This window comes from Brevundimonas sp. Bb-A (assembly GCF_009394735.1).
Classification (GTDB): Bacteria; Pseudomonadota; Alphaproteobacteria; order Caulobacterales; family Caulobacteraceae; genus Brevundimonas; species Brevundimonas aurantiaca.
Genome location: NZ_CP045456.1, coordinates 1,069,570 through 1,095,122 on the forward strand (window position 1 = coordinate 1,069,570; position 25,553 = coordinate 1,095,122).

29 protein-coding genes are annotated in these 25,553 nt (G+C 67.3%); 18 read left to right on the plus strand and 11 right to left on the minus strand.

Translation table 11 applies throughout. The features are described 5' to 3' along the window. Nucleotides 1–49: 49 nt before the first annotated feature. The 5 genes from BSP_RS05310 (at nt 50) to rpoD (ending at nt 6,008) form a co-directional block, all read left to right on the plus strand. Complete coding sequence (locus tag BSP_RS05310) at nt 50–889, plus strand: LD-carboxypeptidase (RefSeq protein ID WP_152949542.1); 840 nt, start codon at nt 50–52, stop codon at nt 887–889. Between the two features lie 260 nt (nt 890–1,149). After that, the gene (gene dnaG / locus BSP_RS05315; RefSeq protein WP_370513374.1) at nt 1,150–3,012 is read left to right on the plus strand and encodes a DNA primase; all 1,863 of its coding nucleotides are present in this window, start codon (nt 1,150–1,152) and stop codon (nt 3,010–3,012) included. A 43-nt stretch (nt 3,013–3,055) separates the two neighbouring features. Then, nucleotides 3,056–3,295 (plus strand): hypothetical protein, encoded by a 240-nt coding sequence (locus tag BSP_RS05320; protein WP_152949544.1) that lies wholly within the window; start codon nt 3,056–3,058, stop codon nt 3,293–3,295. Then, on the plus strand, nt 3,292–3,696 hold the full coding sequence (locus tag BSP_RS05325) for a type II toxin-antitoxin system VapC family toxin (RefSeq protein ID WP_152949545.1): 405 nt from the start codon (nt 3,292–3,294) through the stop codon (nt 3,694–3,696). Before BSP_RS05320 ends, BSP_RS05325 begins: the two co-directional genes overlap by 4 nt. Before the next feature lie 365 nt (nt 3,697–4,061). Continuing rightward, complete coding sequence (rpoD, locus tag BSP_RS05330) at nt 4,062–6,008, plus strand: RNA polymerase sigma factor RpoD (RefSeq protein ID WP_152949546.1); 1,947 nt, start codon at nt 4,062–4,064, stop codon at nt 6,006–6,008. Between the two features lie 42 nt (nt 6,009–6,050). On the opposite strand, the gene BSP_RS05335 is transcribed toward rpoD, so the two are convergent. Continuing rightward, nucleotides 6,051–6,314: a DUF2798 domain-containing protein gene (locus BSP_RS05335; RefSeq protein WP_152949547.1), complete on the minus strand. Its 264-nt coding sequence runs from the start codon at nt 6,312–6,314 to the stop codon at nt 6,051–6,053. Nucleotides 6,315–6,516: 202 nt separating this feature from the next. Here BSP_RS05335 and BSP_RS05340 point away from each other — a divergent pair, with 202 nt between their 5' ends. From BSP_RS05340 to BSP_RS05350, 3 genes are read left to right on the plus strand one after another with little or no spacing between them, the layout of a single operon-like run. Further along, the gene (locus BSP_RS05340; protein WP_152949548.1) at nt 6,517–6,696 is read left to right on the plus strand and encodes a DUF2256 domain-containing protein; all 180 of its coding nucleotides are present in this window, start codon (nt 6,517–6,519) and stop codon (nt 6,694–6,696) included. A 56-nt stretch (nt 6,697–6,752) separates the two neighbouring features. Continuing rightward, nucleotides 6,753–7,493, plus strand: a complete 741-nt coding sequence (locus BSP_RS05345) for an extensin family protein (RefSeq protein ID WP_152949549.1) — start codon at nt 6,753–6,755, stop codon at nt 7,491–7,493. Between the two features lie 37 nt (nt 7,494–7,530). Beyond that, entirely contained in the window at nt 7,531–7,980 is a 450-nt protein-coding gene (locus BSP_RS05350) for a hypothetical protein (protein ID WP_152949550.1), read from the plus strand. 4 nt (nt 7,981–7,984) lie between these two features. On the opposite strand, the gene BSP_RS05355 is transcribed toward BSP_RS05350, so the two are convergent. Genes BSP_RS05355 through BSP_RS05370 form a run of 4 tightly spaced genes read right to left on the minus strand, consistent with a single transcriptional unit; the run spans nt 7,985 to nt 9,764 of the window. Continuing rightward, nucleotides 7,985–8,332 (minus strand): DUF1428 domain-containing protein, encoded by a 348-nt coding sequence (locus BSP_RS05355; RefSeq protein ID WP_054764796.1) that lies wholly within the window; start codon nt 8,330–8,332, stop codon nt 7,985–7,987. 22 nt (nt 8,333–8,354) lie between these two features. Continuing rightward, nucleotides 8,355–8,837 carry a VOC family protein gene (locus BSP_RS05360; RefSeq protein ID WP_152949551.1) on the minus strand — a complete coding sequence of 161 codons (483 nt, stop codon included), beginning with the start codon at nt 8,835–8,837 and terminating at the stop codon, nt 8,355–8,357. Next, nucleotides 8,837–9,304 carry an SRPBCC family protein gene (locus tag BSP_RS05365; RefSeq protein ID WP_152949552.1) on the minus strand — a complete coding sequence of 156 codons (468 nt, stop codon included), beginning with the start codon at nt 9,302–9,304 and terminating at the stop codon, nt 8,837–8,839. The genes BSP_RS05360 and BSP_RS05365 overlap by 1 nt, the downstream gene beginning before the upstream one ends. A gap of 13 nt (nt 9,305–9,317) precedes the next feature. Continuing rightward, nucleotides 9,318–9,764: a VOC family protein gene (locus BSP_RS05370; protein ID WP_054764799.1), complete on the minus strand. Its 447-nt coding sequence runs from the start codon at nt 9,762–9,764 to the stop codon at nt 9,318–9,320. Nucleotides 9,765–9,820: 56 nt separating this feature from the next. Between BSP_RS05370 and BSP_RS05375 the strand changes: the two genes are divergently transcribed. Continuing rightward, the gene (locus BSP_RS05375) at nt 9,821–10,516 is read left to right on the plus strand and encodes a winged helix-turn-helix transcriptional regulator (RefSeq protein WP_152949553.1); all 696 of its coding nucleotides are present in this window, start codon (nt 9,821–9,823) and stop codon (nt 10,514–10,516) included. Nucleotides 10,517–10,607: 91 nt separating this feature from the next. Then, nucleotides 10,608–12,515 carry a methyl-accepting chemotaxis protein gene (locus BSP_RS05380; protein WP_152951057.1) on the plus strand — a complete coding sequence of 636 codons (1,908 nt, stop codon included), beginning with the start codon at nt 10,608–10,610 and terminating at the stop codon, nt 12,513–12,515. Between the two features lie 13 nt (nt 12,516–12,528). On the opposite strand, the gene BSP_RS05385 is transcribed toward BSP_RS05380, so the two are convergent. Continuing rightward, the gene (locus tag BSP_RS05385) at nt 12,529–12,738 is read right to left on the minus strand and encodes a flagellar basal body rod C-terminal domain-containing protein (RefSeq protein WP_054766837.1); all 210 of its coding nucleotides are present in this window, start codon (nt 12,736–12,738) and stop codon (nt 12,529–12,531) included. A gap of 206 nt (nt 12,739–12,944) precedes the next feature. Here BSP_RS05385 and BSP_RS05390 point away from each other — a divergent pair, with 206 nt between their 5' ends. The 3 genes from BSP_RS05390 to BSP_RS05400 all read left to right on the plus strand — a co-directional run bounded on the left by BSP_RS05390 (nt 12,945) and on the right by BSP_RS05400 (nt 16,203). After that, nucleotides 12,945–14,858 carry a DEAD/DEAH box helicase gene (locus BSP_RS05390; protein WP_152949554.1) on the plus strand — a complete coding sequence of 638 codons (1,914 nt, stop codon included), beginning with the start codon at nt 12,945–12,947 and terminating at the stop codon, nt 14,856–14,858. A 38-nt stretch (nt 14,859–14,896) separates the two neighbouring features. Beyond that, nucleotides 14,897–15,220 carry an Mpo1-like protein gene (locus tag BSP_RS05395; protein WP_054764802.1) on the plus strand — a complete coding sequence of 108 codons (324 nt, stop codon included), beginning with the start codon at nt 14,897–14,899 and terminating at the stop codon, nt 15,218–15,220. A 92-nt stretch (nt 15,221–15,312) separates the two neighbouring features. After that, the gene (locus BSP_RS05400) at nt 15,313–16,203 is read left to right on the plus strand and encodes a hypothetical protein (protein ID WP_152949555.1); all 891 of its coding nucleotides are present in this window, start codon (nt 15,313–15,315) and stop codon (nt 16,201–16,203) included. 72 nt (nt 16,204–16,275) lie between these two features. Here BSP_RS05400 and BSP_RS05405 read toward each other — a convergent pair whose 3' ends face one another. The 5 genes from BSP_RS05405 to BSP_RS05425 all read right to left on the minus strand — a co-directional run bounded on the left by BSP_RS05405 (nt 16,276) and on the right by BSP_RS05425 (nt 20,890). Continuing rightward, nucleotides 16,276–16,836, minus strand: coding sequence for a 3D domain-containing protein (locus tag BSP_RS05405; RefSeq protein ID WP_152949556.1), 561 nt, complete (start codon nt 16,834–16,836; stop codon nt 16,276–16,278). A gap of 84 nt (nt 16,837–16,920) precedes the next feature. Then, nucleotides 16,921–17,745, minus strand: a complete 825-nt coding sequence (locus BSP_RS05410; protein ID WP_152949557.1) for a sulfite exporter TauE/SafE family protein — start codon at nt 17,743–17,745, stop codon at nt 16,921–16,923. A 35-nt stretch (nt 17,746–17,780) separates the two neighbouring features. Next, entirely contained in the window at nt 17,781–18,470 is a 690-nt protein-coding gene (locus tag BSP_RS05415; protein ID WP_152949558.1) for a hypothetical protein, read from the minus strand. An 87-nt stretch (nt 18,471–18,557) separates the two neighbouring features. Continuing rightward, nucleotides 18,558–19,574 carry a tRNA dihydrouridine(20/20a) synthase DusA gene (dusA, locus tag BSP_RS05420; RefSeq protein ID WP_152949559.1) on the minus strand — a complete coding sequence of 339 codons (1,017 nt, stop codon included), beginning with the start codon at nt 19,572–19,574 and terminating at the stop codon, nt 18,558–18,560. A 386-nt stretch (nt 19,575–19,960) separates the two neighbouring features. After that, nucleotides 19,961–20,890 (minus strand): LysR family transcriptional regulator, encoded by a 930-nt coding sequence (locus BSP_RS05425; RefSeq protein WP_152951058.1) that lies wholly within the window; start codon nt 20,888–20,890, stop codon nt 19,961–19,963. 92 nt (nt 20,891–20,982) lie between these two features. On the opposite strand from BSP_RS05425, the gene BSP_RS05430 reads away from it, so the two are divergent. The 5 genes from BSP_RS05430 (at nt 20,983) to BSP_RS05450 (ending at nt 25,545) form a co-directional block, all read left to right on the plus strand. Further along, nucleotides 20,983–22,485: a CoA-acylating methylmalonate-semialdehyde dehydrogenase gene (locus tag BSP_RS05430; protein WP_152949560.1), complete on the plus strand. Its 1,503-nt coding sequence runs from the start codon at nt 20,983–20,985 to the stop codon at nt 22,483–22,485. A 144-nt stretch (nt 22,486–22,629) separates the two neighbouring features. After that, nucleotides 22,630–23,769, plus strand: a complete 1,140-nt coding sequence (locus BSP_RS05435; RefSeq protein ID WP_152949561.1) for an isobutyryl-CoA dehydrogenase — start codon at nt 22,630–22,632, stop codon at nt 23,767–23,769. Nucleotides 23,770–23,826: 57 nt separating this feature from the next. Continuing rightward, complete coding sequence (locus BSP_RS05440; protein WP_082382609.1) at nt 23,827–24,096, plus strand: type II toxin-antitoxin system Phd/YefM family antitoxin; 270 nt, start codon at nt 23,827–23,829, stop codon at nt 24,094–24,096. Further along, a complete protein-coding gene (locus BSP_RS05445) occupies nt 24,077–24,505 on the plus strand; it encodes a type II toxin-antitoxin system VapC family toxin (protein ID WP_054764810.1) in 429 nt (142 codons plus the stop codon). The genes BSP_RS05440 and BSP_RS05445 overlap by 20 nt, the downstream gene beginning before the upstream one ends. Further along, the gene (locus BSP_RS05450) at nt 24,502–25,545 is read left to right on the plus strand and encodes an enoyl-CoA hydratase/isomerase family protein (protein ID WP_152949562.1); all 1,044 of its coding nucleotides are present in this window, start codon (nt 24,502–24,504) and stop codon (nt 25,543–25,545) included. The genes BSP_RS05445 and BSP_RS05450 overlap by 4 nt, the downstream gene beginning before the upstream one ends. Nucleotides 25,546–25,553: the final 8 nt, after the last annotated feature.

The following is a 25,553-nucleotide window of genomic DNA, read 5'->3' on the forward strand; positions in this document are numbered from 1 at the left end:
CGGGCCGATCCGCCAGAGGCGGACTGCAATTTCGACGAAGAAGACGGGCGTGAACGCAAACACCTTCAAGATCGGCGTGGTCTGCGCCAGTTCCCGCTTTTCAAAGGAGCGGGCCGAGGCCGTCGAACAGTGGATGGCCGAACATCACCCGGATCGCGACGTGGCTGTGGTCTTCCACCCCGCCTGCTTCTTGAAGCACGGTCACTTCGCGGGGGACGACCGGGCGCGGGCCGAGGCCCTTATCGAGTTCGCCAATGATCCGCGCATCGACGCCGTCTGGTTCGCACGCGGCGGCTATGGCTCTTGCCGCATCGCCGAGGCGGTGATCCCCCGGCTGAACGCGGTGGCGCGCAAGAAGCGCTATCTGGGCTATTCCGACGCGGGCAGTCTGTTGGCTGGCATGTACCGGGCCGGATTCGAACATCTGGCCCATGGGCCGATGGCTTCGGATTCGGTGCGGGACGACGTGACGGCTAAAGGCGCCCTGGCCTGGCTGACCACGGGCCGGACGGACTGGATCGAGCCGTCCCTGGCCGCCGACCCGCGTCCCGCCGTCGCCTTCAACCTGACCATCATCGACCAGCTCGTCGGCACGGCGCTGGAGCCGGATCTGACCGGCCATGTCCTGATGCTGGAGGAGGTGTCGGAGGCCGCCTATCGGATCGACCGGATGATGTTTCACTTGACGGGTCAGGCTTCTATCAGAAGTGTGGCTGGAATTCGCCTGGGGCGTGTTTCCGATGTCACGCCAAACGATCCTGATTTCGGCCAGACTCCGGAGGAGATCGTTCGATACTGGTGCCTGAGATCGGGCATAGACTACCTGGGCTCCGCTGATATCGGGCACGATACGGCCAATAAGGTGGTGCCCTTTGGACCTCGCCGCTGAAAAGCCGTTGCGACGCGAAAGACACAGTCCGGCCATGATCCGCATCACGCCGGTCGCCGGCCTCTCGACAGCCGACGCCGTCGAACGTCAGATGAAGGTCCGCGAGGCGTTAGGACTTCGTTAGCCAAGGCGTTGGGGGACGCTGCGGCTTACGCCTTCTGCGATGCGGCGGTTCGTTCGGCTATCGGGGGATGCCCGGACGAACCGCCTGATCGTCCCGAACATCGACGGAACCTGTCGCAAGGCTTATGGATCGTCGTGTGCGTTTCGACGAAAGATTCATCGATGAACTGAAGGCCCGCCTTCGGCCGTCCGACGTGATCGGGCGGACGGTGAAGCTCAAGCGGCAGGGCCGCGAGTATGTCGGCCTGTCGCCCTTTTCGAAGGAGAAGTCGCCGTCCTTCTTCGTCAATGACGACAAGGGCTTCTTTCACGACTTCTCGTCCGGCAAGCACGGCGACATCATCTCCTTCCTGCAGGAGACCGAGCGGCTGAGCTTCGTCGAGGCGGTGCAGCGGCTGGCGGGCGAGGCGGGCATGCAGCTGCCGGCCGAAGACCCCAAGGAGGCCGAGCGCGAGCAGAAGCGCTTAGGCCTGTCCGAGTGGATGGACCTGGCCCAGAAATGGTTCGCCGCCAATCTGCGCCGCACGCCGGGCAAGGCGGCGCGCGAATATCTTGAGAAGCGCGGCCTGCCCGAGGATCAGTGGGAGCGGTTCGGCCTGGGCTATGCGCCCAATGACCGCGAGGGGCTGAAACAGGCCCTGGTCCAGCGCGGGGCGCGGCCGGCCGAACTGGTCGAGGCCGGGCTGCTGATCGCGCCGGACAGCGGCGGCCAGCCCTATGACCGGTTCCGCGACCGGCTGATCTTCCCCATTCTGGACGCGCGGGGGCGGATCGTCAGCTTCGGCGGCCGGGCCATGAACCCCGACGACCGGGCCAAATATCTGAACGGGCCGGAAAGCCCGCTGTTTCACAAGGGCTCCACCCTCTACGGCCTGCCCGAGGCGCGGCGCATTCTGGGGGCCGAGAGCCGGAACGACCAGCCGATCATCGTGGTCGAGGGCTATATGGACGTCATCGCCTGCCAGCGCGCGGGCCTGCCGGCCGTGGCCCCCATGGGCACGGCCCTGACCGAAGAACAGATGGAGCGGCTGTGGCGGGTCAGCCATGAGCCGGTGCTGTGTTTCGACGGGGATGCGGCGGGCCTGCGGGCCGCCTATCGCGCCATCGAACGGTCGTTGCCGCTGCTGAAGCCGGGGCGATCGTTCCGCTTCGCCCTGCTCAGCGGCGGGCAGGACCCCGACGACATACTGCGCGACAAGGGGGCGCCGGCCCTGCGCCAGGCCTTGGCCGAGACCCATGGTTTCGCCGAGGTTCTGTTCCGTCGCGAACAGGATGTGGAGCCGCTGGACACGCCCGAGCGCAAGGCCGGATTCAAGGCGCGGCTGCGGGCGGCGGCCGGCGCCATTCAGGACAAGGATCTGGCGGAACAGTATCGCCGCGACCTGTTCGACCGGTTCGACGCCCTGTTTCCCCGCAACCCTCCGCGCGCGCCCTGGACGCCGGGGCAGGGGCGGGGCCGTTTCGGCCCGCCGCCGAAGCTGGGCCAGACCGTCGAGGGGGCCCAGGCCATGCAGTCGCTGTTCCGCGCCGTCAGTCCGGTGGCGGCCGCCCTGGCCTATGCCGCGATCGACGACATCGAGCGGCTGGACGATCATCTGGAAGAAGTCAGCGTTCAGGGATTTGGCGACGCAGCCCTGGAGGGGTTGGCCCAGGAGCTGGTGCGGCTGCGGCTGTCGGGCCAGGCGCCGGACGCGGCCGTGGTGCGACATCGGCTGCGTGACTCCGGCTTTGATCCGCTGTTGAAAGAGATCGAGAAGGCGGCGTCCAAGTCCGGCGCCTCCTTCCTGTCGTCCGATCTCCCCGTGGCCGAGGCGCGCGCCCAATGGTTGAAGGTGTTCGGCCTGATGACCCATCTCGCCGCCCTGTCGCGCGCCATAGAGACGGCGAAACAGGACCTGGGCCAGGGGACGGGCATCGAGGCTCTGATCCGGCTGAAGGCCGAGCGGGACGCCATCACCCGCTCGTTCGCGGCCCCTGACTTCTGGGCGACCCTGGTTTGAGCCGCCGATTGGCGGGCTTGACGATCTGGAGTAGTCTCGCCCCATGGATGGCTCCCAACCCGTCAGGATCACGCGCGAAGGCGATCATCAGGTCGTCCACCTGCCGAGCGGCGTCGCCGTTCCGGCCGACGCCGTGGTGCGTCAGGACGGGGAGCGGTTGATCATCGAACGGGGACAGGCGTCGAATCGGCACAGACTGCTCGACACCCTGGCGCGCCTCGAGCCGATCGAGGAGGACTTCGCTCCTATAGACGACCTGCCTTCGAGCCCTGTCCGCTTTTGATCCTCTATCTGCTGGATACGAACACGCTTTCGGATCTGGTGCGCAATCCGCATGGGCAAGTGGCTCAACAGTACAGTCTGCGTTTGGAAGACGCCGCGACCAGCATCATCGTTGCGGCCGAGTTGCGGTTCGGCGCTGAAAAGCGCGGGTCCGCAACACTTTCGGGCCAGTTGGAGGCGATTTTGGCCGACATCCCGGTCCTGCCCTTCGATGCGCCGACTGATCGCGCCTATGCGCGGACTCGCCAGGCTCTGGAAAGGTCAGGGGCGAGCGTCAGCGCCAACGACCTGCTGATCGCCGCCCACGCCTTGGCGCTGGACTGCATCCTCGTCACCGACAATGAGCGGGAGTTTTCCCGCGTTCCGGGTCTGCGCGTCGAAAACTGGTTGCGCGAGCCGTAGGGCGGCCTTGACTCCGCCCGCTTGCGACGCCATCTGGCGCAATCGGATCATGACGCCTTAGTGCGCGAGGTCGAGAAGGCGGCGGCGAAGTCCGGTGCGCCATTCCTGGCCGCAAATGCGCCCCTCGCCGAGGCAAGGGTCCGATGGTCGCAGGCGTTTGACGACGCCTCGGTCCCGGCGCGAGAGGCGTCGGGGCGGGATGAGGGGGTTCCGTCGGCGGCAGCTGCGCGGGATGCGCTTCGCCGTGCGATCAAAGCCGGGACGATTTGGGAAGACAGAGCGGGCGCGTAACCTTACGCCTCGCCAGGCATTGTATTTTCGCCGGGGTGGACTGATCACCCCCTCCGGCCGGAGACAGACTGACTATGAACGCACAGACCGAGACGCAGGACGCCGAGGTTACGACCGACGGGCCCCTGCTCGATCTGACCGACGCCGGCGTCAAGAAATTCATCAAACAGGCCAAGGCGCGCGGCTATGTGACGATGGAGGAGCTGAACAAGGTCCTGCCGTCCGAAGAAGTCACCCCCGACGCCATCGAAGACACCCTGGCCATGCTGTCGGAAATGGGCGTCAACGTCGTCGAGGCCGAGGAGGACGCGCAGGAGCAGCAGTCCACCGACGTCGCCGCCGCCGCCTCCACCGGCGTGGCCGAGACGCCCGCCAAGGCCGCCTATGACCGCACCGACGACCCGGTGCGGATGTATCTGCGCGAAATGGGCTCGGTCGAACTGTTGAGCCGCGAGGGCGAAATCGCCATCGCCAAGCGGATCGAGGCCGGCCGCGACGCCATGATCTCGGGTCTGTGCGAAAGCGCCCTGACCTTCGAGGCCATCATGGTCTGGCGCGACGAGCTGGAGAACAACCGCATCCTGCTGCGCGAGGTCATCGACCTGGACGCCACCTACGGCGTGCTGAATCCTTCGTCCCTGCCGGGCGCCGCCCCGGCTGAGGGCGAAGAGGAAGAAGACGTCGAAGAAAAACAAGTGGCTGAGGATAAGCCGGAGTCCGACGACGAGGACGACGACGACTTCGACGACGGCGGCGGCATGTCGATCTCGGCGCTCGAGGCCGAGCTGCGCGACGGGGTGATGGAGGTTCTGAACGCCATCGCCGCCGACTTCGGCGCCTTCCGCGCGTTGCAGGACAAGCTGGTCCAGGCCCGGCTGAAGGGCGAGACCCTGAGCGCCAAGGACGAAAAGACCTATCAGACCCTGACGACGACCATTTCGGATCGTCTGAAGACGATGAAGTTGAACAACAACCGCATCGAGGCCCTGGTCGAGCAGCTGTATGCGATCAACAAGCGGCTGATCGGTCTGGAAGGCCGGCTGCTGCGTCTGGCCGACAGCTACGGCATTTCACGCCCCGAATTCCTGAAGGCCTATTTCGGCTCCGAGCTGGACCCCACCTGGACGGACCGGATCAAGGATCAGGGCGTGCGCTGGACCAAGTTTAGCGAGAACGAAGCCAGCCAGATCGCGACCATCCGCGCCGACGTCGCCGCCGTGGCCCTGGAGGCCGGCCTGCCGATCGACGACTATCGCCGCATCGTCCAGACCGTGCAGAAGGGCGAGCGCGAGGCCCGTCAGGCCAAGAAGGAGATGGTCGAGGCCAATCTGCGCCTGGTGATCTCCATCGCCAAGAAATACACCAACCGCGGCCTGCAGTTCCTGGACCTGATCCAGGAGGGCAACATCGGCCTGATGAAGGCGGTCGATAAGTTCGAGTACCGCCGCGGCTACAAGTTCTCGACCTACGCCACCTGGTGGATCCGTCAGGCGATCACCCGCTCCATCGCCGACCAGGCGCGCACCATCCGTATTCCGGTGCACATGATCGAGACGATCAACAAGATCGTCCGCACCAGCCGCCAGATGCTGCACGAGATCGGCCGCGAGCCGACCCCGGAAGAGCTGGCCGAAAAGCTGGCCATGCCGCTGGAGAAGGTGCGCAAGGTCCTGAAGATCGCCAAGGAGCCGATCAGCCTGGAGACCCCGATCGGGGACGAAGAGGATTCGCACCTGGGCGACTTCATCGAGGACAAGAACGCCGTCCTGCCGATCGACGCCGCCATCCAGTCGAACCTGCGCGAGACCACCACCCGCGTCCTGGCGTCCCTGACGCCGCGCGAGGAACGGGTGCTGCGCATGCGCTTCGGCATCGGCATGAACACCGACCACACGCTGGAAGAAGTCGGCCAGCAGTTCTCGGTGACGCGCGAACGGATCCGTCAGATCGAGGCCAAGGCCCTGCGCAAGCTGAAACACCCCAGCCGGTCGCGGAAGCTGCGGTCCTTCCTGGACAGCTGAAGACGATCAGGGGCGGCGCCGAAAGGGCCGCCCCTTCTTCGTTCAGCGGGCGGGCTCGACCAGGGCGGCGACGATGCGCCGGACCAGGGGCAGGATCAGCAGCAGGACCGGGAAGGCGATCAGCCAGGACAGGCCCCAGGCCTGCATCCAGGCGCTGGGAAAGGCCGGGACGAAGCCCAGGGTTCGAGCGGTGGCGATGGCTGAGACCACAAAGGTCATGATCAGCGACAGGATCAGCGGCATGACCAGTCCGGCGTAGCGGGCGGGCAGGCGTCGGAACCGGACGACGGCGGGATGAGGGTGCATGGTTTGCGTCTCTCTTAAACTCAGGTCTTCGGCGCGGGCATCCGCCGGACGAACCGGCCCCGGCCGAAGACCGGGATGGATGCGTTGCCTGACGTGAGACGCTTACGGCCGCCGAGGCGACGTGCGCCCTGTAGCAAGGTTGAGAGTGTTTCGCAACAATGGCGGCGCGGTCCCTCGCCCGCCGTTTCAAATAGAGGACCGGATGGGCCGTAAACACGTCAATCTGGGCACGGCGCCGGCCAAGGCCGATCTGCCGCAGAAGGTCTGCGCCGCCTGCGGTCTGCCGTTCGTCTGGCGCAAGAAATGGGCGCGGGACTGGGATCGGGTGCGGTTCTGTTCCGACCGTTGTCGGGCCAAGGGCGTGTCGGAAGAGCGGCGATAGGCGGCTCTCCGCCTCGTGACCGCCGGACCCGGCGGGAATCGGCTAGGACCGGAGCCATGTCCTCGTCGCCTCGTCTGATGCGCCTTTGCGCCGGCCTTTCGGTCCTGCTGATTTTGGCCGGCTGCGTCCGGCGCGCGCCGGAGCCCCTGCGGCCGTCGCCCTATCCGGGCCAGACGGCGGCGCCTCTCGTCGGGGGGCTGATCGACCGGCCGATCGACGGGGGCACCCAGGCGGCGGTGGTGCGCGAAGGCTCTGAGCTGGGGCGGTGCATGGCCCAGCTGACCGCGGCGCGGGTGCGGTTCAGCCCCGTGCCGGATCGGCAGAACTCGGCCGTCTGCGGCCTGAGACAGGGCGGGGTGCTGGGGCCGGACCTGGGAACGGTGGCGCGGATGGCGCCCGGCGACGTCGAGATGACCTGCCAGACCGCCCTGGCGCTGAGCGTCTGGCGGCGTCAGTCGCTGGAACCGGCGGCGCGCGAGATCCTGGGGTCGGACGTGGTCCAGATCGACCATATGGGCGCCTACGCCTGTCGCAATGTGAACAACGGCGTGGGCTCCAGCCGGATCAGCGCCCACGCCCAGGCGGCCGCCCTGGACTTCGCCGGGGTGCGGCTGAGGGACGGGCGGCGGATCACGGTGACGAAGGATTGGAGCGGCGATGCGCCCGAGGCCCGATTCCTGCGCCGTATCCGCGACGACGCCTGCCGCATCTTCGGAACGGTGCTGAGCCCAGACTACAACGCCGTCCATTTCGACCATCTGCATCTGGAAGCGACCGACACACGTTTCTGCCGCTGAGACGGCGCCGAGTCGGGCCGTCGGCCGGGAGAGGCGCATGGCGAAACGGTTGAAGGTCTTCACCTGGTCGGACGGGTTTCACGCCTTCACGGTCGCGGTCAGCTCGCGGCCCAAGGCGCTGGAGGCCTGGGGCTCCAAACAGGATCTGTTCGCCACGGGCCTGGCCAGCGAACTGAGCGGCGGCCCCGACTATGAGGCGGCCTTAGCCGCTCCAGGCGAGGTGATCGAACGCGGCCTGGCCATCGACGTCGGCAAGATCAAGAAGGCGGCCGGACCGAAGAAGGCCGCCGGTCCGTCCAAGGCCCGGCGCGCCAAGATCCAGCGGCTGGAAGCCGAGCTTGAGACCCTGGACGCCGAACATCAGCAGGCGATGGCGGATCTGGCGGATCGGCTGAAGGCCTTGGAGGACGAACAGGCCGAGCGGGAGCGGACCCATGCAAAACGCCGCAAGGCCCTGACGGCGGCCCTGAAGGCGGCGCGCCGCTGAGCCCCTATGACTGGAAGATGGTTTCGAAACCGCCCCACATCATCCGCTTGCCGTCGAAGGGCATGTCCATCTCGGCGAAGCCGGGGTCGGTCTCCATCTGCGCCCAGCAGGCGTCGGCGGTGGCGCGGTCGGGCCAGGTGACCCAGGAGAAGACCACCACCTCGCCCGGCTCCAGCTTTACGGCCATGGGAAAGCTGGTCAGCTTGCCGTCGGGCACGTCCTCGCCCCAGGTCTCGACCTGGGACAGGGCGCCGTATTTCTGAAACAGGGGCCAGGAGGCCTGGGCGGACTTGACGTAGCGCGCCTTGTCCTCGGATTTCACGGGGGTCAGGAAGCCGGTCACATAGGTCATGGGGTCGTCCTTTGCTGAGGGTTCAGAGGTCGGCGACGGCGCGTTCCAGGGCCGCGACGTCGATCTTGATCATCTCCATCATGGCCTGCATGGCGGCCTTGGCGCGGGCGGGATCGGGGTCGGTCGTCAGTTCCACCAGGCGCCGAGGCGTTATCTGCCACGACAGGCCCCAACGGTCCTTCAACCAGCCGCAGGCGTTCTCGCGGCCGCCGTCAGCGGTCAGGGCGTCCCACAGCCGGTCGGTTTCGGCCTGATCCTCGGTCATCACCATGAAGGAGACGGCCTCGGTGAAACGGAAGTTCGGCCCTCCGTTCAGGGCCAGATACTCACGGCCCGCCAGGACGAACTGCACCGTCAGGACCGAACCGGCCGGGCCGGACGGCGTGTCGACCGGCGAGCGGTTGACGGCGGTGATACGGCTGTCGGGCAGAAGCGACACATAGAAGGCGGTGGCGGCTTCCGCCTCGCCGTCGAACCACAGGCAGGGAACGATCTTGTCGGCCATCACGCCGCTCCTTCGGCCAGTTCGGCCAGTTCGGCCAGTTGATCGGCGACGGCGGCCCAGCCCTGTTCGAAGCCCATGGCTCGGTGCGCCGACATGGCCTTTTCGTCCCAATGGCGGGCGACGGCGGTGTAGAGGGTCGCATCGTCCTCGGCCTCGAAGGTGTCGATGCGGACGAAGTTCATCTCGCCGGCCTGGGGAACCCAGCCCTCGGTGAAGGCGCCGGTCGAGACCAGTCTGCGGCCCGGAACCACCTCCAGGAAGACGCCGGAATAGGGATGACGCTCCCCCTCGGGCGAGGCCATTTCGACATTGGCCCGGCCGCCGACGCGCAGGTCCCAGTCCACCACCGGCGTGGTCCAGGGGCGGGGGCAGAACCATTCGGCGGTGCGTTGCGTATAGACGTTCCAGACCGTTTCCGGCGCGGCCCTGATCAGGCGGCTGATGCGGAGTTCGAAAATCTCGGACATGACGATCTCCGCCTCAGGCCGGCGTCAGGTCATGGGCGGCGAAGGCCTCGGGCCCGGCGGCGACGGCTGTGGGGTCCATCCACATGACCTCCCAGATATGGCCGTCGGGATCGGCGTAGCTGCGGCCGTACATGAAGCCGTAATCCTGGGGGCTGTTCGGGTCGGGCAGACCCCCGGCGCCGGCGGCCTGGGCGACCGTCGCATCCACCGCCGCCTTGTCCTCGCGCGACAGGCACAGCAGCATCTGGGCCGAGACCTGGGCGTCGGGAATGGCCCGGTCGGTGAAGCTGCGCCACTTGTCGTGGGTCAGCAGCATGACGTGGATCACGTCCGACACCACCATACAGGCGGCCGTCTCATCGCTGAACATCGGGTTTTTCGTCGCCCCGACGGCTTCATAAAAGGCGATCGAACGGTCAAGGTCGGCGACGGGCAGGTTGATGAAGATCAGTTGGGTCATGCGGCGGTCCTCTCCCTCTTTGCGAACCGTGCCTTTGATAGTTAGAATAGTCAATAATGAAGTTAGAAAAAGTAACTGAAAAGCCGGGGCGCCGTTATCATGACGCCTGTGGGGCCGCCCATGGGCTGGACCTGATCGGCGAACGCTGGGCCCTGCTGGTCGTGCGCGAGCTGATGCTGGGCCCGCGCCGGTTCGGCGATCTGAAGAAGGATCTGCACGGCATATCGGCCAATGTCCTGACCCAGAGGCTGGAAGGGCTGGAGGCGTCGGGAGTTCTGCGGCGTCGCAAACTGCCGCCGCCCGCCTCGGTCCAGGTCTATGAGCTGACCGACTGGGGGGTGGAGATCGAGCCGGTCTTCATCGTCCTCGGGCGCTGGGCGGCGCGCTCGCCCCAGCATGATCCGACCCTGCCGATCAGCGCCGTCTCGATCATGCTGTCGTTCAAGACCATGTTCGATCCCGTCCTGGCCGGTGACGCCGTCCTGGTCCTGGGCTTCGTCTTTGAAGACGAGACCTTCCGGGTTGAGATCCGGGACGGCGGTCTGGACGCGCGGCGGGGGCCGATCGAGGACGCCGCCGTGGTCCTGACCACCCGCCCCGAACGGGTGGCGGCGGCCGTTTACGGCAAGGTTCCGACGGCGGCGCTGGAGGCCGAAGGCGGGCTGAGGATCGTCGGCGACCGGGCGGTCTTCGAACAGTTCACTGGGTATTTCCACCTACCCGAAAAGGTCGGATTGGAAGCGTCGCCTTAGAAGGTTTGGTAAGGCTTGTCCGGTAGTTGCGACGGGTTAACCGCTTTCGGAGCCGGTCGTGTTCAAGTCCTTGTCCATATCCATCAAGCTGATGATCGCGCTCGGGGCGATGATGAGCGCGTGCGGCGTGGCGACCCTGGTCGTCCTGTTCAGCCTGGTGACGCTGCAACGGTCGGACACGGCCGAACGGTCCGCCTATCAGATCAGCGAGGCGGCCACTCTGACCCTGGCCGCCGCCGTCGAACAGCAAAACGCCCTGCGCGCCTATGTGGCGACGGGCCAGGAGACGGCGCGACGGGACTATCTGGCGCGCAAGGCCGCCTTCGACCAGGCGGCCCAGGCCCTGGACGCCAGCGACGCCGATCATGTCTACGCCGCCCAGCATCAGGCGCTGAAGGCCGCCAGCGACGCCTTTCACCAGCAGTCGCAGGGGCTGATGGCCCAGGCCGCCGATCCGGCGACCCGGCTCCAGGCCGAAGCGCGGCTGTTGCAGACGGCGGACCTGAAGGACATTCGCGCCGCCGTCGCCGCTGTCGATCAGGCCGCCGATGCGGTGCTGAGTCAGAGAAGCGCCGCCAAGAAGGCGGCCTTCGGACGGGGCTATGCGGCCCTGGTCGTCGGCGGGATCCTGGCCCTGCTGGTCGCCGCCGCCATGACGGTCTGGCTGGTCCGGGCGCTCAGCCAGCCGATCGTCGCCATGACCCGCGCCATGGCGCAGCTGGCCGGCGGCGATCTGAAGGTCTCCATCCCGGCCCAGGGGCGTGGCGACGAGATCGGCCGGATGGCCGCGGCCGTCGGCACCTTCCGCGACAACGCCGTCGAAAAGGCCCGGCTGGAAGCCGAGGCCCAGTCGCAGCGGGCGGTCAGCGAGGCCGAACATCGCGCCAATGAAGCCGAAAAGGCCCGGATCGCCGAGGAGGATCGGATCGCGCTTACGGCCCTGGCCGAGGGGCTGTCGGCCATGTCCAACGGCGACCTGACCTATCGGATCGAAACCGAGTTCGCGCCCAAGGCCGCCCAGCTCAAGTCCGACTTCAACGCCGCCATCGCCCAGCTGCAACAGGCGATGGGCGTCGTCCTGGGCAATGTGGCGGGCATTCGTTCGGGCGCGGCCGAGATTTCCCAGGCCGCCGACGACCTGTCGCGCCGCACCGAACAGCAGGCCGCCTCTCTGGAAGAGACGGCGGCCGCCCTGGACGAGATCACCGCCACGGTGAAGAAGACCGCCTCCGGCGCTCGCCAGGCGGCCGACGTCGTCGACGCCGCCAAGGGCGACGCCGAGACGTCCGGCGTCATCGTCCGCGACGCGGTCGAAGCCATGCAGGCGATCGAGTCCTCGTCCAGCCAGATCAGCCAGATCATCGGGGTCATCGACGAGATCGCCTTCCAGACCAACCTTCTGGCTCTGAACGCGGGGGTCGAGGCGGCGCGGGCGGGCGAGGCCGGTCGCGGCTTCGCCGTCGTGGCCTCCGAGGTCCGGGCCCTGGCCCAGCGCTCGGCCGAGGCGGCGAAAGAGATCAAGACCCTGATCTCGACCTCCACCAGCCAGGTGGGCACGGGCGTGACCCTGGTCGGCCAGACCGGCGAGGCCCTGCAACGGATCGTCGACCGGGTGGCCGAGATCGACGGTCTGGTGTCGGAAATCGCCGCCTCGGCCCAGGAACAGGCCATCGGCCTGGCCCAGGTGAATACGGCCGTGAACCAGATGGACCAGGTCACCCAGCAGAATGCGGCCATGGTCGAACAGTCGACCGCCGCCAGCCACGCCTTGGATCAGGAGGCCCAGTCCCTGCAAGCCTCTGCGGCCCGGTTCAAGGTCGGGACCGTGGGTCAGGCCTCCCCCGCCAAGTCCGCGGCGCAACGTCCGGCGGCGCCGGCTCCGGCTTCGGCGCGGGCGTCTACGCCCCATATGGCGGCGGCCTTGAAGACCCTGGGGCGCGGCGGCGCGGCCCTTGCGTCCAAGGCGGCGCCCGAAGCCGACGGCTGGGAAGAGTTCTAAGCGGCGACGCGGCTCAGGCCAGGATGTCCAGCAGGGTCGCCGTCATTTCGTCGGCGGTGCGGACCACGGCGGCGTTGGCGCTGAAGGCGGTCTTGGCTTGGAGGCGTTCGACGGTTTCCTCAGCGAGGTTGTCGAGCGGCGCGGTCGCAGTGCGGCGCGCGCTGTCGTCGAACCGCGTCTGGGCGCTGGTCATTCCGGCGGCGGCGATGGAAAGCGCTTGCATGATGAAGCTCCAGGCGAGGCGGGTTCGATCGCCAGACTGCGTCTGTCCGGTCAACGTCGCCTGAAGGAACAGGGTGAACGGCGTTTTCCGCCCCGCTTCAGCCTTTATCCGTGTATAGAGCGCCCTTCATTCGCCCGGCCTGAGGTCTGTCCTCGGCCGGGCGCGGTCGTTTCGACGACCGCCTCGTCCGTCATTCCAGGTAGCCGATGCCCTTTCCCGCCGTTCACCCCGCGCTCGACCGCGCTCTGATCAACAAGGGCTATGCCGAACCGACCCCGGTTCAGGCCGCCGTCCTGGAAGGCGAGCACGCTGACCGCGACCTGCTGGTCTCGGCCCAGACCGGATCGGGCAAGACGGTGGCCTTCGGCCTGGCGGCGGCGCCGACCCTGCTGGGCGACAGTCCCCAGTTCGGCCCCGGCGGCGCGCCCCTGTGCCTGGCCATCGCGCCCACGCGGGAGCTGGCCATGCAGGTCGCCGCCGAGCTGCAATGGCTTTACGCCGATTCCGGCGCCAAGATCGCCACCTGCGTCGGCGGCATGGACGCGCGCCGTGAAGCGCGTGCCTTAAGCTTCGGCGTCCACATCGTCGTCGGCACGCCCGGCCGTCTGAAGGACCATATCGACCGGGGCAATCTGGACCTGTCCGAGCTGAAGGTCGCGGTGCTCGACGAGGCCGACGAGATGCTGGACATGGGCTTCCGCGAGGACCTGGAGCACATTCTGGACCAGGCGCCGGAAGGCCGCCGCACCCTGCTGTTCTCGGCCACTCTGGCGCGCGAGATCGTGACCCTGGCCAAGCGCTATCAGAAGGATGCGGTGCGCATCGACGCCACCGACAAGTCGCGCCAGCACGCCGACATCGAATACAGGGCCTATCGCATCGCCCCCAACGAGATCGAACACGCCGTGGTCAACACCCTGCGCTGGTTCGAGGCGCCGCGGGCCATGGTCTTCTGCTCCACGCGCGACAGCGTGCGGCATCTGCAGTCGTCGCTGCTGGAACGCGGCTTCTCCTCGGTCAGCCTGTCGGGCGAAATGGGCCAGCGCGAGCGGACCGACGCGCTTCAGTCGCTGCGGGACGGCCGCGCCCGCGTCTGCGTCGCCACCGACGTCGCCGCGCGGGGTCTGGACCTGCCCGACCTGGGCCTGGTCATCCACGCCGAACTGCCGATGAACCGCGCCGGCCTGCTGCACCGTTCGGGCCGGACGGGCCGGGCGGGCAAGAAGGGCGTCTCGGTCATGCTGGTGCCCCACTCGCGTCGCCGCAAGGCCGAGCGTCTGATGGACGAGGCGGGGATCGAGGCCGTCTGGTCCGGCGCCCCGACCTTCGACGAAATCCGCAAGGCCGACGAGGATCGGCTGCTGTCGCCCGCCCATTTCGAGGCCGAGGTGTCGGACGAGGACATGATCGTCGCCAAACGGATGATCGCCGAGCGCACGCCCGACGAGATCGCCGCCGCCCTGGTTCGCCTGCTGCGCAAGGAACAGCCGGCGCCGGAAGAACTGTCCGATCCGGGCGCCGATCGCGGGCCGGCCAAGCGCGACCGGGCCGCGCGCACCGACGACGGGACCGCCGCCCAGCCCTGGCCCGGCGAACGCCTGGGCGCCGATGAGGTGGTCTGGTTCCGCCTGGACGTGGGCCGCAACAAGAACGCCGACCCTAAATGGCTGATCCCGCTGATCTGCCGCATCGGCGGCATTTCCAAACCCCAGATCGGCTCGATCCGCACCTTCCCTGAAGAGACCCGGTTCGAGATCGCCAAGACCCACGAAAAGGCCTTCCGCGAGGCGGTCGCCGCTTCGAAGGAAGAGGTGAAGATCACGCCGTCGGAGGCGCCCACGCCGGGGTCGATGAAGGCGTCGCGCTTCGCCGGCAAGCCGCGCGAGGACGGCGACCGCCCCTTCAAGAAGACGCCCTACAAGCGTGCCGAAGGCGGAGAGGGCGACGCCCGTCCGCCGTTCAAGAAGAAGCCCTGGGCGCCCAAGACAGACGGCGCCGCCAATCCGCGTTCGAATGCGGCGGGCGACAAGCCCTTCGCCAAGAAGCCGTTCAAGGCCAAGCCGGGCTTTAAGAAGGACGGGTTCAAGAAGGACGGATTCAAGGGCAAGCCCAAGGGCTGAGACTTGATTGATCCTTGGCGGAGGCGCACCCTCCGCCCATGACCACGCCGTCCGAACCCCAGGGCCGATACGCCTCGTTCGAGGCCTTCTATCCCTATTACATCCATGAGCATTCCAACCGGGCCTGTCGGCGCATCCACGTCGTGGGCACCGGACTGGTGATCCTGGCCTTTCTCGCCTTCGTCGTGACCCTGAACCCCTGGTGGCTTCTGGCCATGCCCCTGGTCGGCTACGGCTTCGCCTGGATCGGGCATTTCTTCTTCGAGAAGAACAGGCCTGCGACATTCCGATATCCGCTGTGGAGCCTGATGGGCGATTTCCGCCTGTTCTTCGAGACCGTGTCCGGCCGACGCAAATTCTGACGCTGCGGGGCCGCTTCCCAAAGCTGCGCCATTCTGAAAAATGAGTTATGCAAGGAGCGCGGCGAGGGGCCGCAGGGAAGGGGACCAGCTTCATGAAACGCATCGCCGCCGCGGCCGTCGCCGCCCTCATGCTCACGCCGGGCGTCGCCCTGGCCCAGAAGTCGGGCGGCCGGCCGGACTTCACCCTGTCGCCCAACTATGGCGAGGTGGAGCTGGAAAGCGGCTTCACCCCCGATCCCTGGACCAAGTCCATCCTGGCGGGCGGTTCCGTGGCCGCCTCGGCCGCCCGTTCGGGCTGCGAAGGTTCGGTCAGCGCCGCGCCGGATCTGCAACTGACCTATGAGGCCGGCGAACTGGACCTGACCGTCCGGGCCACGGCCTCGGAAGACACCACGCTTCTGATCAATACGCCCGACGGTCAGTGGCTGTGCGACGATGACAGCGGCGGCGATCTGAACCCTCAGGTGCTGATCTCCGATCCGCAGAGCGGCCGCTACGACATCTGGCTGGGCACCTATAATGACAAGATGGTCCAGGCGACGCTGGAGGTCAGCGAACTGGGCGGCTCCAGCAGCGGCGGCGGCGAAAGCCCCGATACGGATAAGGAGCCGAACTACGGCTCGGTGCGCCTGCGCACCGGCTTCACCCCCGATCCGCACGAAAAGTCGATCCTGGCCGGCGGCTCGGTCCCGGCCGCCAACGCCAAGGCGGGCTGTGAAGGTTCAGTCAGCGCGGCGCCCGACTATCAGGTCTTCTTCGAGGCGGGAAATCTGGACCTGACCTTCCTGGTCGAGGCGTCGGAAGACACCACCCTGTTGATCAATACGCCGAACGGCCGCTGGTACTGCGACGACGACAGCGGCGGCGCTCTGAACCCCAAGGTCCAGATCACCAATCCGCAGAGCGGCCGCTATGACGTCTGGGTCGGCACCTATGGCGACGACATGGTCCAGTCGACGCTGAAGGTCAGCGAACTGGACTGAGCCTTCGCAAATCCCGCACATGAAAACGCCGGCCCCTGACGGAGCCGGCGTTTTTCACGTCTGGACGGTGATTTAGCGGCCGGCGCTTTCCCAGGCCGGGGGGCAGCCGTCGAAACGACCGGCGTCGGCGATGGTCAGGGTCCGCATGTTCAGACGACGCGCCTGGGCCATCGAGCCGCGGCCGTTCCCGGTATAGAGGTCGATCTTCTGACCCTTGATCGCCCCGCCGGTGTCGGAGGCGTACCAATAGCCGTCATGGATCGAACCGTCGGCCAGACGCATCCCCACGGTTTCGCGGATGAAGAGTTTGGTGCGACGCGGAATGACGCGCGGATCGACCGCCACGGTGCGCATGGCGATGGGGCGACAACCCAGGGAGTCGTTGCCCGTCGCCCCGCCGCCGCCCGCGTGGTACAACCGGGCCGAGGCGCGCCAGTCGGGATCGCCGGCCATCAGCTCGGCCTGTTCCTCCGTCAGGGCCGCAGCCTCCAGATCGGGGGAACCGATGTCGTCCGCCGGGGTTTCAACCCTGGCTGCATCCGCCGCGACAGCGACATTGTAAGGGACTGGCTCGCTCGAAACCGAGGACAGAGCGGTCCACAACAAGGCGAAGGCAGCGGAGGCGCCGATCATCCGATTTGCTCATAGAGGCGCCGGCTCCCAACGCCGCCGGCGCGCGTTTTGTCGCCGGGACTTGTGGCCAGAAAGGGGCGCGGCTCAAAACGCCTTGATGACGACCGATAGGGCTGTCGCCAACAGATAGACTGCAAAGGCTTTTTTCAGGACGCGCCGATCCAGCCGGTGCGCCAGTCGCGCGCCCAGCGGCGCCGACAGGGCCGTCATCGTCCCCATGATGACGGCTGCAGGCAGGTTGACGTAGCCTAGCGAAAACGGCGGCCGTCCCGGCGCGTCCCAGCCGAAAACGACGAAACCGGCCGCCGCCGCCGCCCCGATCGCGACCCCGAAGCCCGAGGCCGTCGCCACCGCCTGGTGGATCGGCCGGCCGAACAGGCTCATGGTCATGCCGCCCAGACTGCCGCCCCCCACGCCCATCATGGCCGAGAACAGGCCGATCAGGCTTCCCAGGACGCCTCGGGTCCCGCCCGTGGGCATGTCATTCCTCAGCACGTAGCGCTCGGGCAGCAGGCCCATCTGGGCCGCCACCAGGATCAGCAGGACGCCGTAAACCAGGGCCAGCCCCTCCATGGAGGTCACGCCGGCGATGGCCGCCCCCGCCACGGCGCCCAGGGCCACCCAGGGCGTCCAGGTCCGCAGCACCTGTTCGTCCACGGCCCCGTGCTTGCGGTGGGCGGCCAGGGACCGCAGGGCCGTGACCACGATGGTCGCCAGCGAGGTGCCGATGGCGGTGTGCAGATCGCCCTCTCCCCCGACGCCCAGGACGGTGAAGGCGTAGAACAGCACCGGCACCAGAACCGTGCCGCCGCCCACCCCGAACAGGCCGGCGATGATCCCGCCGAACAGCCCCGCCCCGATCAGGGCCAGAACCAGCAGGGCGATTTCAGACAGGGGCAGGCCGAACATGCCGCGCCCTTAGCAGGCGCGGGGCGCCTTCACCATCAGAACCGGTAGTTGAGCCCGATCTGCACGACGGGCAGGACCTTGTAGTCGTCGGCGTCGGCCTGAATCTCACGCTCCTCTTCCGCCAGACGATCCTGGAAGGCCGGCTGGTCGGACAGGGTCCCGCCCGAGGCGTTCAGATCGACCTGGGGCGCATCGCCGAAGGCCGCGCCGGCCAGCAGCCGCAAGCCCCAGCGCCCGTCATGGGTGAAGGTGTTGTCGAACCCGAGGCCGACGAAGGGGGCCGTGCTTTCCAGGTCGATGCGGCCGGTCAGGGTTCCGACCTGCTCAGGGGTGAAGACCAGGCCGCCGATATTGACCGGCTCGGTCGGGGTGGCGTTCAGATCGACCTTGCGCGTGCCGAAATAGGCGCCGGCCGAGACGAAGAAGGGGTTCTTGAACGGGTGCAGATCCACGAAGGCGCCCGGCGACTTGAAGTCGATATCGGCCTCATAGTCGATGCCGTCATAGGTGTCGTCGCGGTCCCATTGAAGCGCGTCGTAACCGCCGCGCAGCACCAGATAGTCGTTCACGGCGAACTGGGCCTGAAGCCCGGCCCCCGGCGTGCCGACCTGGGCGCCCAGGGCGAAACGGCCCCGTTCCGCGTTTGCAACGGGCGTCTGGGCTGCGGCCTGGGCGGCGGGCAGGAGGGCGGCCGCGGCGGCGGCGGCGAGGGCGATGAACTTCATGGCGGGTTCCGGTCGAAGAGGTTTGACGCTGAAAGGCGCGACGCCCCGGACGGTTCCCAGCTCGGCGTGTTTCAGACCCGGCGTGTCTCAGGCCGCCGCGTCGCGCCGCGCCTCGGCCTCGCGCACCGCCTCGGCGGCGCGGTCCAGAACCTCCAGCCCCGCGCCCGGCCGGATGGCCTCGACCGTCAGGATGCGGCGGAAGGCCCGCGCCCCCGGCCGTCCGTGCATCAGCCCCAGCATGTGGCGCGTCATGGTCGCCAGCCGCACCCCCTCCGCCAGCCGGGCCGCCATATAGGGGCGATAACGGTCCAGGGCCGCAAAGGCGTCGACGTCGACCGTCTCGGCCCCGAACAGGCGCCGATCCGCCTGACCCAGGAGGGCCGGCTCATGATAGGCGGCCCGGCCCAGCATCACCCCGTCCAGCCGCACCCCGTCGGTGTCGTCCAGCAGGGCCTCGGCCTGATCCAGATCGGCGATCCCGCCGTTGATCGAAATGTTCAGCTGGGGCCGCTCGCGCTTCAGCCGGCGCACCAGTCCATAATCCAGGGGCGGCACGTCCCGGTTCTCCTTGGGCGACAGGCCCTGAAGCCAGGCCTTGCGCGCATGGACGATGAATACCTCGATCCCGACGGCGGCGCAGGCGTCCACCGTGGCGAACAGGCTGACCTGCGGGTCCTGGTCGTCGACCCCGATCCGGCATTTGACCGTGGCGGGCACGGACACGGCCTCCCGGATCGCCGCCATACAGTCGGCCACCAGCGCCGGCTCGCGCATCAGACAGGCGCCGAACCGGCCCGACTGAACCCGGTCCGAGGGACAGCCGACGTTCAGATTGATCTCGTCATAGCCGTAGGCTTCGCCGATCCTGGCCGCCTGGGCCAGCGCTTCAGGATCGGACCCGCCCAGTTGCAGGGCGACCGGATGTTCGACCGCATCGAACCCCAGCAGATGATCCCGATCCCCATGCAGCACCGCCGGCGCCGTCACCATCTCCGTATAGAGCAGGGCCCGCGCGCTGAGGGCGCGGTGAAACGCCCGGCAATGCCGGTCGGTCCAGTCCATCATCGGCGCAACGGACAGCCTACGTGCGTGGGTTATAGGCATGGTTCAGTAATATCAAAACTTTGGTTGGCAGACTGTGCGCTCGATCTTGCGTCGGTTTGCGACGTTGTTTCCGGCTTTTCGACATCTCAGCGCACGCAGGGCGCACACGAAAATGGCGAGGTATTCGAAGCTCCCGTCCGGAACATCGCGGGTCCAGGTCAGGAGGAAGGGTCGCTATATAGGCGAGACCGTCCTCAAACGCGATGATGCGCGGCGGTGGGCGACTGAGGCCGAGGGCCGCATTGGCCGCGCTTAGCGAGGTTCCGTGGCGGCGCAGCCGTTCATTATGCGGAATCGGCTCGGCGATCCCAGTGCCTGGACGGCGCGCGCCCCCTCTCCTCGGGCGTTGGCGGTTCATCGACTGATGAGGCGCGGGACAGCGGCCGTCAGCGCCGTTTCGATCCCTGTCGAGCCGGACGATCCTGATCGGACCCGCGACGCTCGTGGGGAGACAGTCGCGTCCGGTGCATGTCGCAGATGTCCTTTATCCAGGCGTGAACAGCCTTGATCCGTGCACTGCCGTGGACCTCCCTGTGGGTGCTCAGCCAGAAACGACGCTCTATCCAGAGGTCTGGAAGCACGCGTTCGAGGCCGGTCGCCATGAAGCAGGGCAGGACGCCGATCCCCCCGTTCCCGGCGATGATTTCCCTCTGGGCGCGGATGGATGAAGAGGAAAGGACGGGCTTCAAACCCGGTGAAACCTCATCGAGATACCTGAGCTCGGGCGCATAGATCAGATCCTCGACATAGCCGACGATGTCGTGCCCGGTCAGATCATTGGCGTCCTGGGGCGTCGGGTGTCGCTCGAGATACTCCGGCGAGGCGTAGAGCCCGAGCTGATAGGGCGTCAGCGGCTCCACGACCAGGCGAGCGCTGTCGGGCGCGCTCAGGGTGATGGCCATATCCACTTCGCGACGGCTGGGAGAGAGAAAGCCCGAACTGGCCGCCAGTTCTATCCGGAGATGAGGATGCTGTCGGCGAAGCCCGGAAAGGGCAGGCGCCAGGATGGTGGCGCCGAATCCCTCGGCGGCGCTGATCCGCACGGTGCCCGCGATGCGATCGGGATGGCCGACGCTCGCCGCAGCTTCCATCGCCACCTCGGCCTGGGCGCCCGTTTCGAGGAGGTAGGCGCCGGCGGCTGTCAGCCGAAGGCCGCTTTTGGACCTCACAAGCAAGGTGGCCTTCAGGGCCGACTCCAGCCTCGCGATCCGGCGGCCCACGGTCGCCGCGTCAATCCCGAGCCGGATGGACGCTGTCGAAAGGGAGCCGCTGCGGGCTGCGGCGAGGAACACTCGGAGATCGTCCCAATCGAACATGCGGAAATGCAATTTCAAACACGCAAAAACGCAGTTCAAGTCTGTAGATGAACAGTCTAGGGCTGGGCAAGATAAAAAAGGCAGGAACGCTCATGCGCGACATCAACCATTTCATCGACGGCGCCGTCTTCGCGGGCGCGTCGGGCCGGTTCGGCGAGGTGTTCGATCCCAATACGGGGGCGGTTCAGGCGCGGGTCCAGCTGGCCGCGGCCGGCGAGGTCGATCGCGCCGTCCAGGCGGCCCAGAACGCTTTCGAGGGCTGGTCCAGCACCAATCCCCAGCGTCGCGCCCGGGTCATGTTCGACTTCAAACGCCTGGTCGAGGCGAACATGAACGAACTGGCCGAACTGCTGTCCAGCGAGCACGGCAAGGTCATCGCCGACTCCAAGGGCGACATCCAGCGCGGGCTGGAGGTGATCGAGTTCGCCTGCGGCATCCCCCATGCGCTGAAGGGCGAATACACCCAAGGGGCCGGGCCCGGCATCGACGTCTATTCGATGCGCCAGCCCCTGGGCGTGGTGGCGGGCATCACCCCGTTCAACTTCCCGGCCATGATCCCGATGTGGATGTTCGGCGTGGCGATCGCGGTGGGCAACACCTTCGTGCTGAAGCCGTCCGAACGCGATCCGTCGGCGCCGGTGCGGCTGGCCGAACTGATGCTGGAGGCCGGGGCGCCCAACGGCGTGCTGAACGTGGTGCATGGCGACAAGACGGCGGTCGACGCTATCCTGACCCATCCGCTGGTCCACGCCGTCAGCTTCGTCGGCTCGTCCGACATCGCCCACTATGTCTATCAGACCGGCGCGGCCAACCATAAGCGGGTCCAGGCCATGGGCGGGGCCAAGAACCACGGGATCGTCCTGCCCGACGCCGACATGGATCAGGTCATCAAGGATCTGGCGGGCGCGGCCTATGGCTCGGCGGGCGAGCGCTGCATGGCCCTGCCGGTGGTCGTGCCGGTCGGCAAGAAGACGGCGGACGAACTCCGTGAACGGATGGTCGCCGAAATCCCCTCGCTGCGGGTCGGCGTCTCGACCGACGCCGGCGCCCATTACGGCCCCGTCGTTACGGCCCAGCACCGCGAGCGCGTCGCCGGCTGGATCGAGAAGGGCGTTCAGGAAGGCGCCGAACTGGTCGTCGACGGCCGCGATTTCAGCCTGCAGGGGCATGAGAAGGGCTATTTCATCGGCCCCTCGCTGTTCGACCATGTGAAGCCCGAGATGTCGTCCTATCAGGAGGAGATCTTCGGCCCGGTGCTGCAGATCGTCCGCGCCGAGACCTTCGAGGAGGCCCTGGCCCTGCCGTCGAACCATCAGTACGGCAACGGCGTCGCCATCTTCACCCAGAACGGCCGCGCGGCGCGGGATTTCGCCGCCCGGGTCAATGTCGGCATGGTCGGGATAAACGTGCCCATCCCGGTGCCGGTCGCCTATCACACCTTCGGCGGCTGGAAGCGTTCGGCCTTCGGCGACATCAACCAGCACGGCATGGAGGGCGTCCGCTTCTGGACCAAGACCAAGACCGTGACGGCCCGCTGGCCGGATTCGGCGCTGGAGCATTCGGACAGCTCGTTCGTCATTCCGACGATGCGCTGACCCTTCGCCGCCGTCACCCTTGGGCTTGACCCGAGGGCCGGATTGTCCGCGGCTTGTGCGACGACGCGGACGCACAGACGCTCCGGCCTCCGATCCTCGGGTCAAGCCCGAGGATGACGGGGGAGGGGCGGGGAGTGATGACCTATGAATTTCGCCCTTACCGACGACCAACGCGCCATCCAGGACGCGGCGCGCGCCTTCGCCGAGGCTGAACTGGCGCCCCATTCCGCCCGCTGGGACGAGGAGAAGCATTTCCCCGTCGATGTGATGAAACAGGCGGCCGAGATGGGCTTCTGCGGCATCTATACCGGAGAGGAGCACGGCGGCATGGCGCTCGGCCGGGTCGAGGCGGCGCTGATCTTCGAGGAGCTGTCGCGCGGCGATGTGGCGACGGCGGCCTTCATCTCGATCCACAATATGGCGACCTGGATGATCGACCGGTTCGGGTCGGACGCTCTGCGCGCGCGGTTCGTGCCGTCGCTGGTCGGGATGGAGAAGATCGCTTCGTACTGCCTGACCGAGCCGGGCTCCGGCTCCGACGCGGCGGCGCTGCGGACCACGGCGGTGCGCGACGGCGACCACTATGTGCTGAACGGCTCCAAGGCCTTCATCTCGGGCGCCGGGACCAGCGACCTCTATGTCGTCATGGTTCGCACCGGCGGCGAAGGGCCCAAGGGGATCAGCGCCCTGGTGGTCGAGGCCGGGACGCCCGGCCTGTCGTTCGGGGCCCAGGAGCGGAAAATGGGCTGGAACGCCCAGCCGACCGCCATCGTCCAGTTCGACGACTGCCGCGTGCCCGTCGCCAATCTGCTGGGCGAGGAGGGGGCGGGCTTCCGCTACGCCATGGCGGGTCTGGACGGCGGGCGTCTGAACATCGCCGCCTGTTCGCTGGGCGGGGCGCGGCTGGCGCTGGAGACGGCGCAGGATTACGTCGCAACCCGCAAACAGTTCGGTCGGCCGATCGGCGAGTTCCAGGCGTTGCAGTTCCGCCTGGCGGACATGGCGACCGACCTGGAGGCGGCGCGGCTGATGGTGCTGCGCGGGGCCTGGGCCATCGACGCCGACCATCCGGAAAAGACCAAATGGTGCGCCATGGCCAAGCGAATGGCCACCGACGCCTGTTTCCAGATCGCGGACGAGGCCCTGCAACTGCACGGCGGCTACGGCTATCTGAAGGACTATCCGCTGGAACGGATCGTGCGGGATCTGCGGGTCCACCGCATCCTGGAAGGGACCAATGAGATCATGCGGGTGATCATCGCACGGGAGATGGGACGGGGATGATGGCGGTCGGCGCCGCGATCTGTTATTCTGACCAGAATTCTGATCAGGAATTCGACCATGCGCTCCATCGGGGTTCTCGAGGCCAAGACGTCGCTGTCGGCCTTGCTGGACGAGGTTCAGACCTCAGGCGAGACCATCGTCATCACCCGACACGGGCGACCAGTGGCGCGGCTGACGCCCGAGCCGCGTCGTCGCCGACTGTCCGGCGCCGAACTGGCCGCACGGTCTCAGGCCTTTATGGCCGGGCAGGCGGCGGATGCGGACTGGGCGCAAATGAGCTGGGACCAGTTGAAGGCGATTGCGCGCGATGAAGACCCTGGTCGTTGACGCCTCGGCGGCGGCGTCCTGGCTGCTGGCGAGCCAATCCACGGCTCCAGCGCGTCGTCTGCTGGCGGCGCTGGACGACTATGAACTGATCGCGCCAGATGTCTTTCAGTGGGAAATCGGCAATCTGCTGGTCCGGCAATCGCGGCGCGACGCCGGGTTCGACCTGTCCCAAGCCTTCGCGCGGCTGGACGAGTATGAGATCGGTCTCGCCCCTGTCATGTCCGCTGCCGAGGTGCGGCGGATGGCCTTTCTGGCCCAGGGTCGGGGCTTGAGTCTGTTTGACGCGGCCTATCTGTGGCTGACGCTCGAAAGGGACGCCGGCCTGGCGTCGCGGGACGCCGATCTTCTGAACGCCGTGGCGGACGCCGGCCAGGATGTTCTCGATCTCAGGGAAAAGGAACGTCCATGACCGAAGCCGAAATCATCGCCCGCATCGAGAACGGCGTGGGCCGCATCACCCTGAACCGGCCCAAGGCGATCCACGCCCTGAACCGGCCCATGTGCGAGGCCATGACCCAGGCCCTGCTGGCCTGGCGCGACGATGCGGCGGTCACGTCGGTGCTGATCGACCATGCCGGCGAGCGCGGCTTCTGCGCCGGGGGCGACATCCGCACGCTCGCCGAGAGCGGGGCGGGGGATGCGTCGGAGGCCAGGGCCTTCTTCCTGGCGGAATATCGGTTGAACAATTTGATGTTCGACTATCCCAAGCCGATCACGGCGATCGTGGACGGGATCGTCATGGGCGGCGGCGTCGGGATATCGGAACCCGCCGCCATCCGCGTCGCCACCGAGCGGACCACCTACGCCATGCCCGAGACGGGCATCGGCCTGTTCCCGGACGTCGGCGGCGGCTGGTTCCTGCCACGCCTGCCGGGCCAGACCGGCGTCTGGCTGGCGCTGACGGGGGCGCGGCTGAAGGCGCAACAGACGATCGAACTAGGCATCCACACCCACTATGTTCCGTCCGATCAGATCGAGGCGCTGAAGGCGGACATAGTGAAGGGCGACGCGCCGATCGCGGTCGCCGAACGTTACGACTTCCGCATTCCGCCGGGCCTTTCGGACCACCGCGCGGCCATCGACCGGCTGTTCGCCTTCGACACGGTCGAAGAGATCTTCGCAGCCCTGGAGGCGGACGGTTCGGACTGGGCCCTGGCTCAGCTGGCGGTTCTGAAGACCAAGTCGCCCCAGTCATTGAAGGTCTCGCTGCGCCAGATCCGCACCGGGGCCAGGCTGACCGCCTTCGCCGACAATATGGCGATGGAATACGCCCTGGGCGGCCGGATGGTGCGGACCCACGACTTCCAGGAGGGTGTCCGCGCGGTGATCGTCGACAAGGACAATGCGCCGAAATGGTCCCCTGCGGACCTGTCGGGCGTTACCGAGGCGACGCTGGCCGCCCTGTTCGCGCCTCTGCCTGAACATGAACAATGGACGCCGCTGCCCTGACAGCGTCC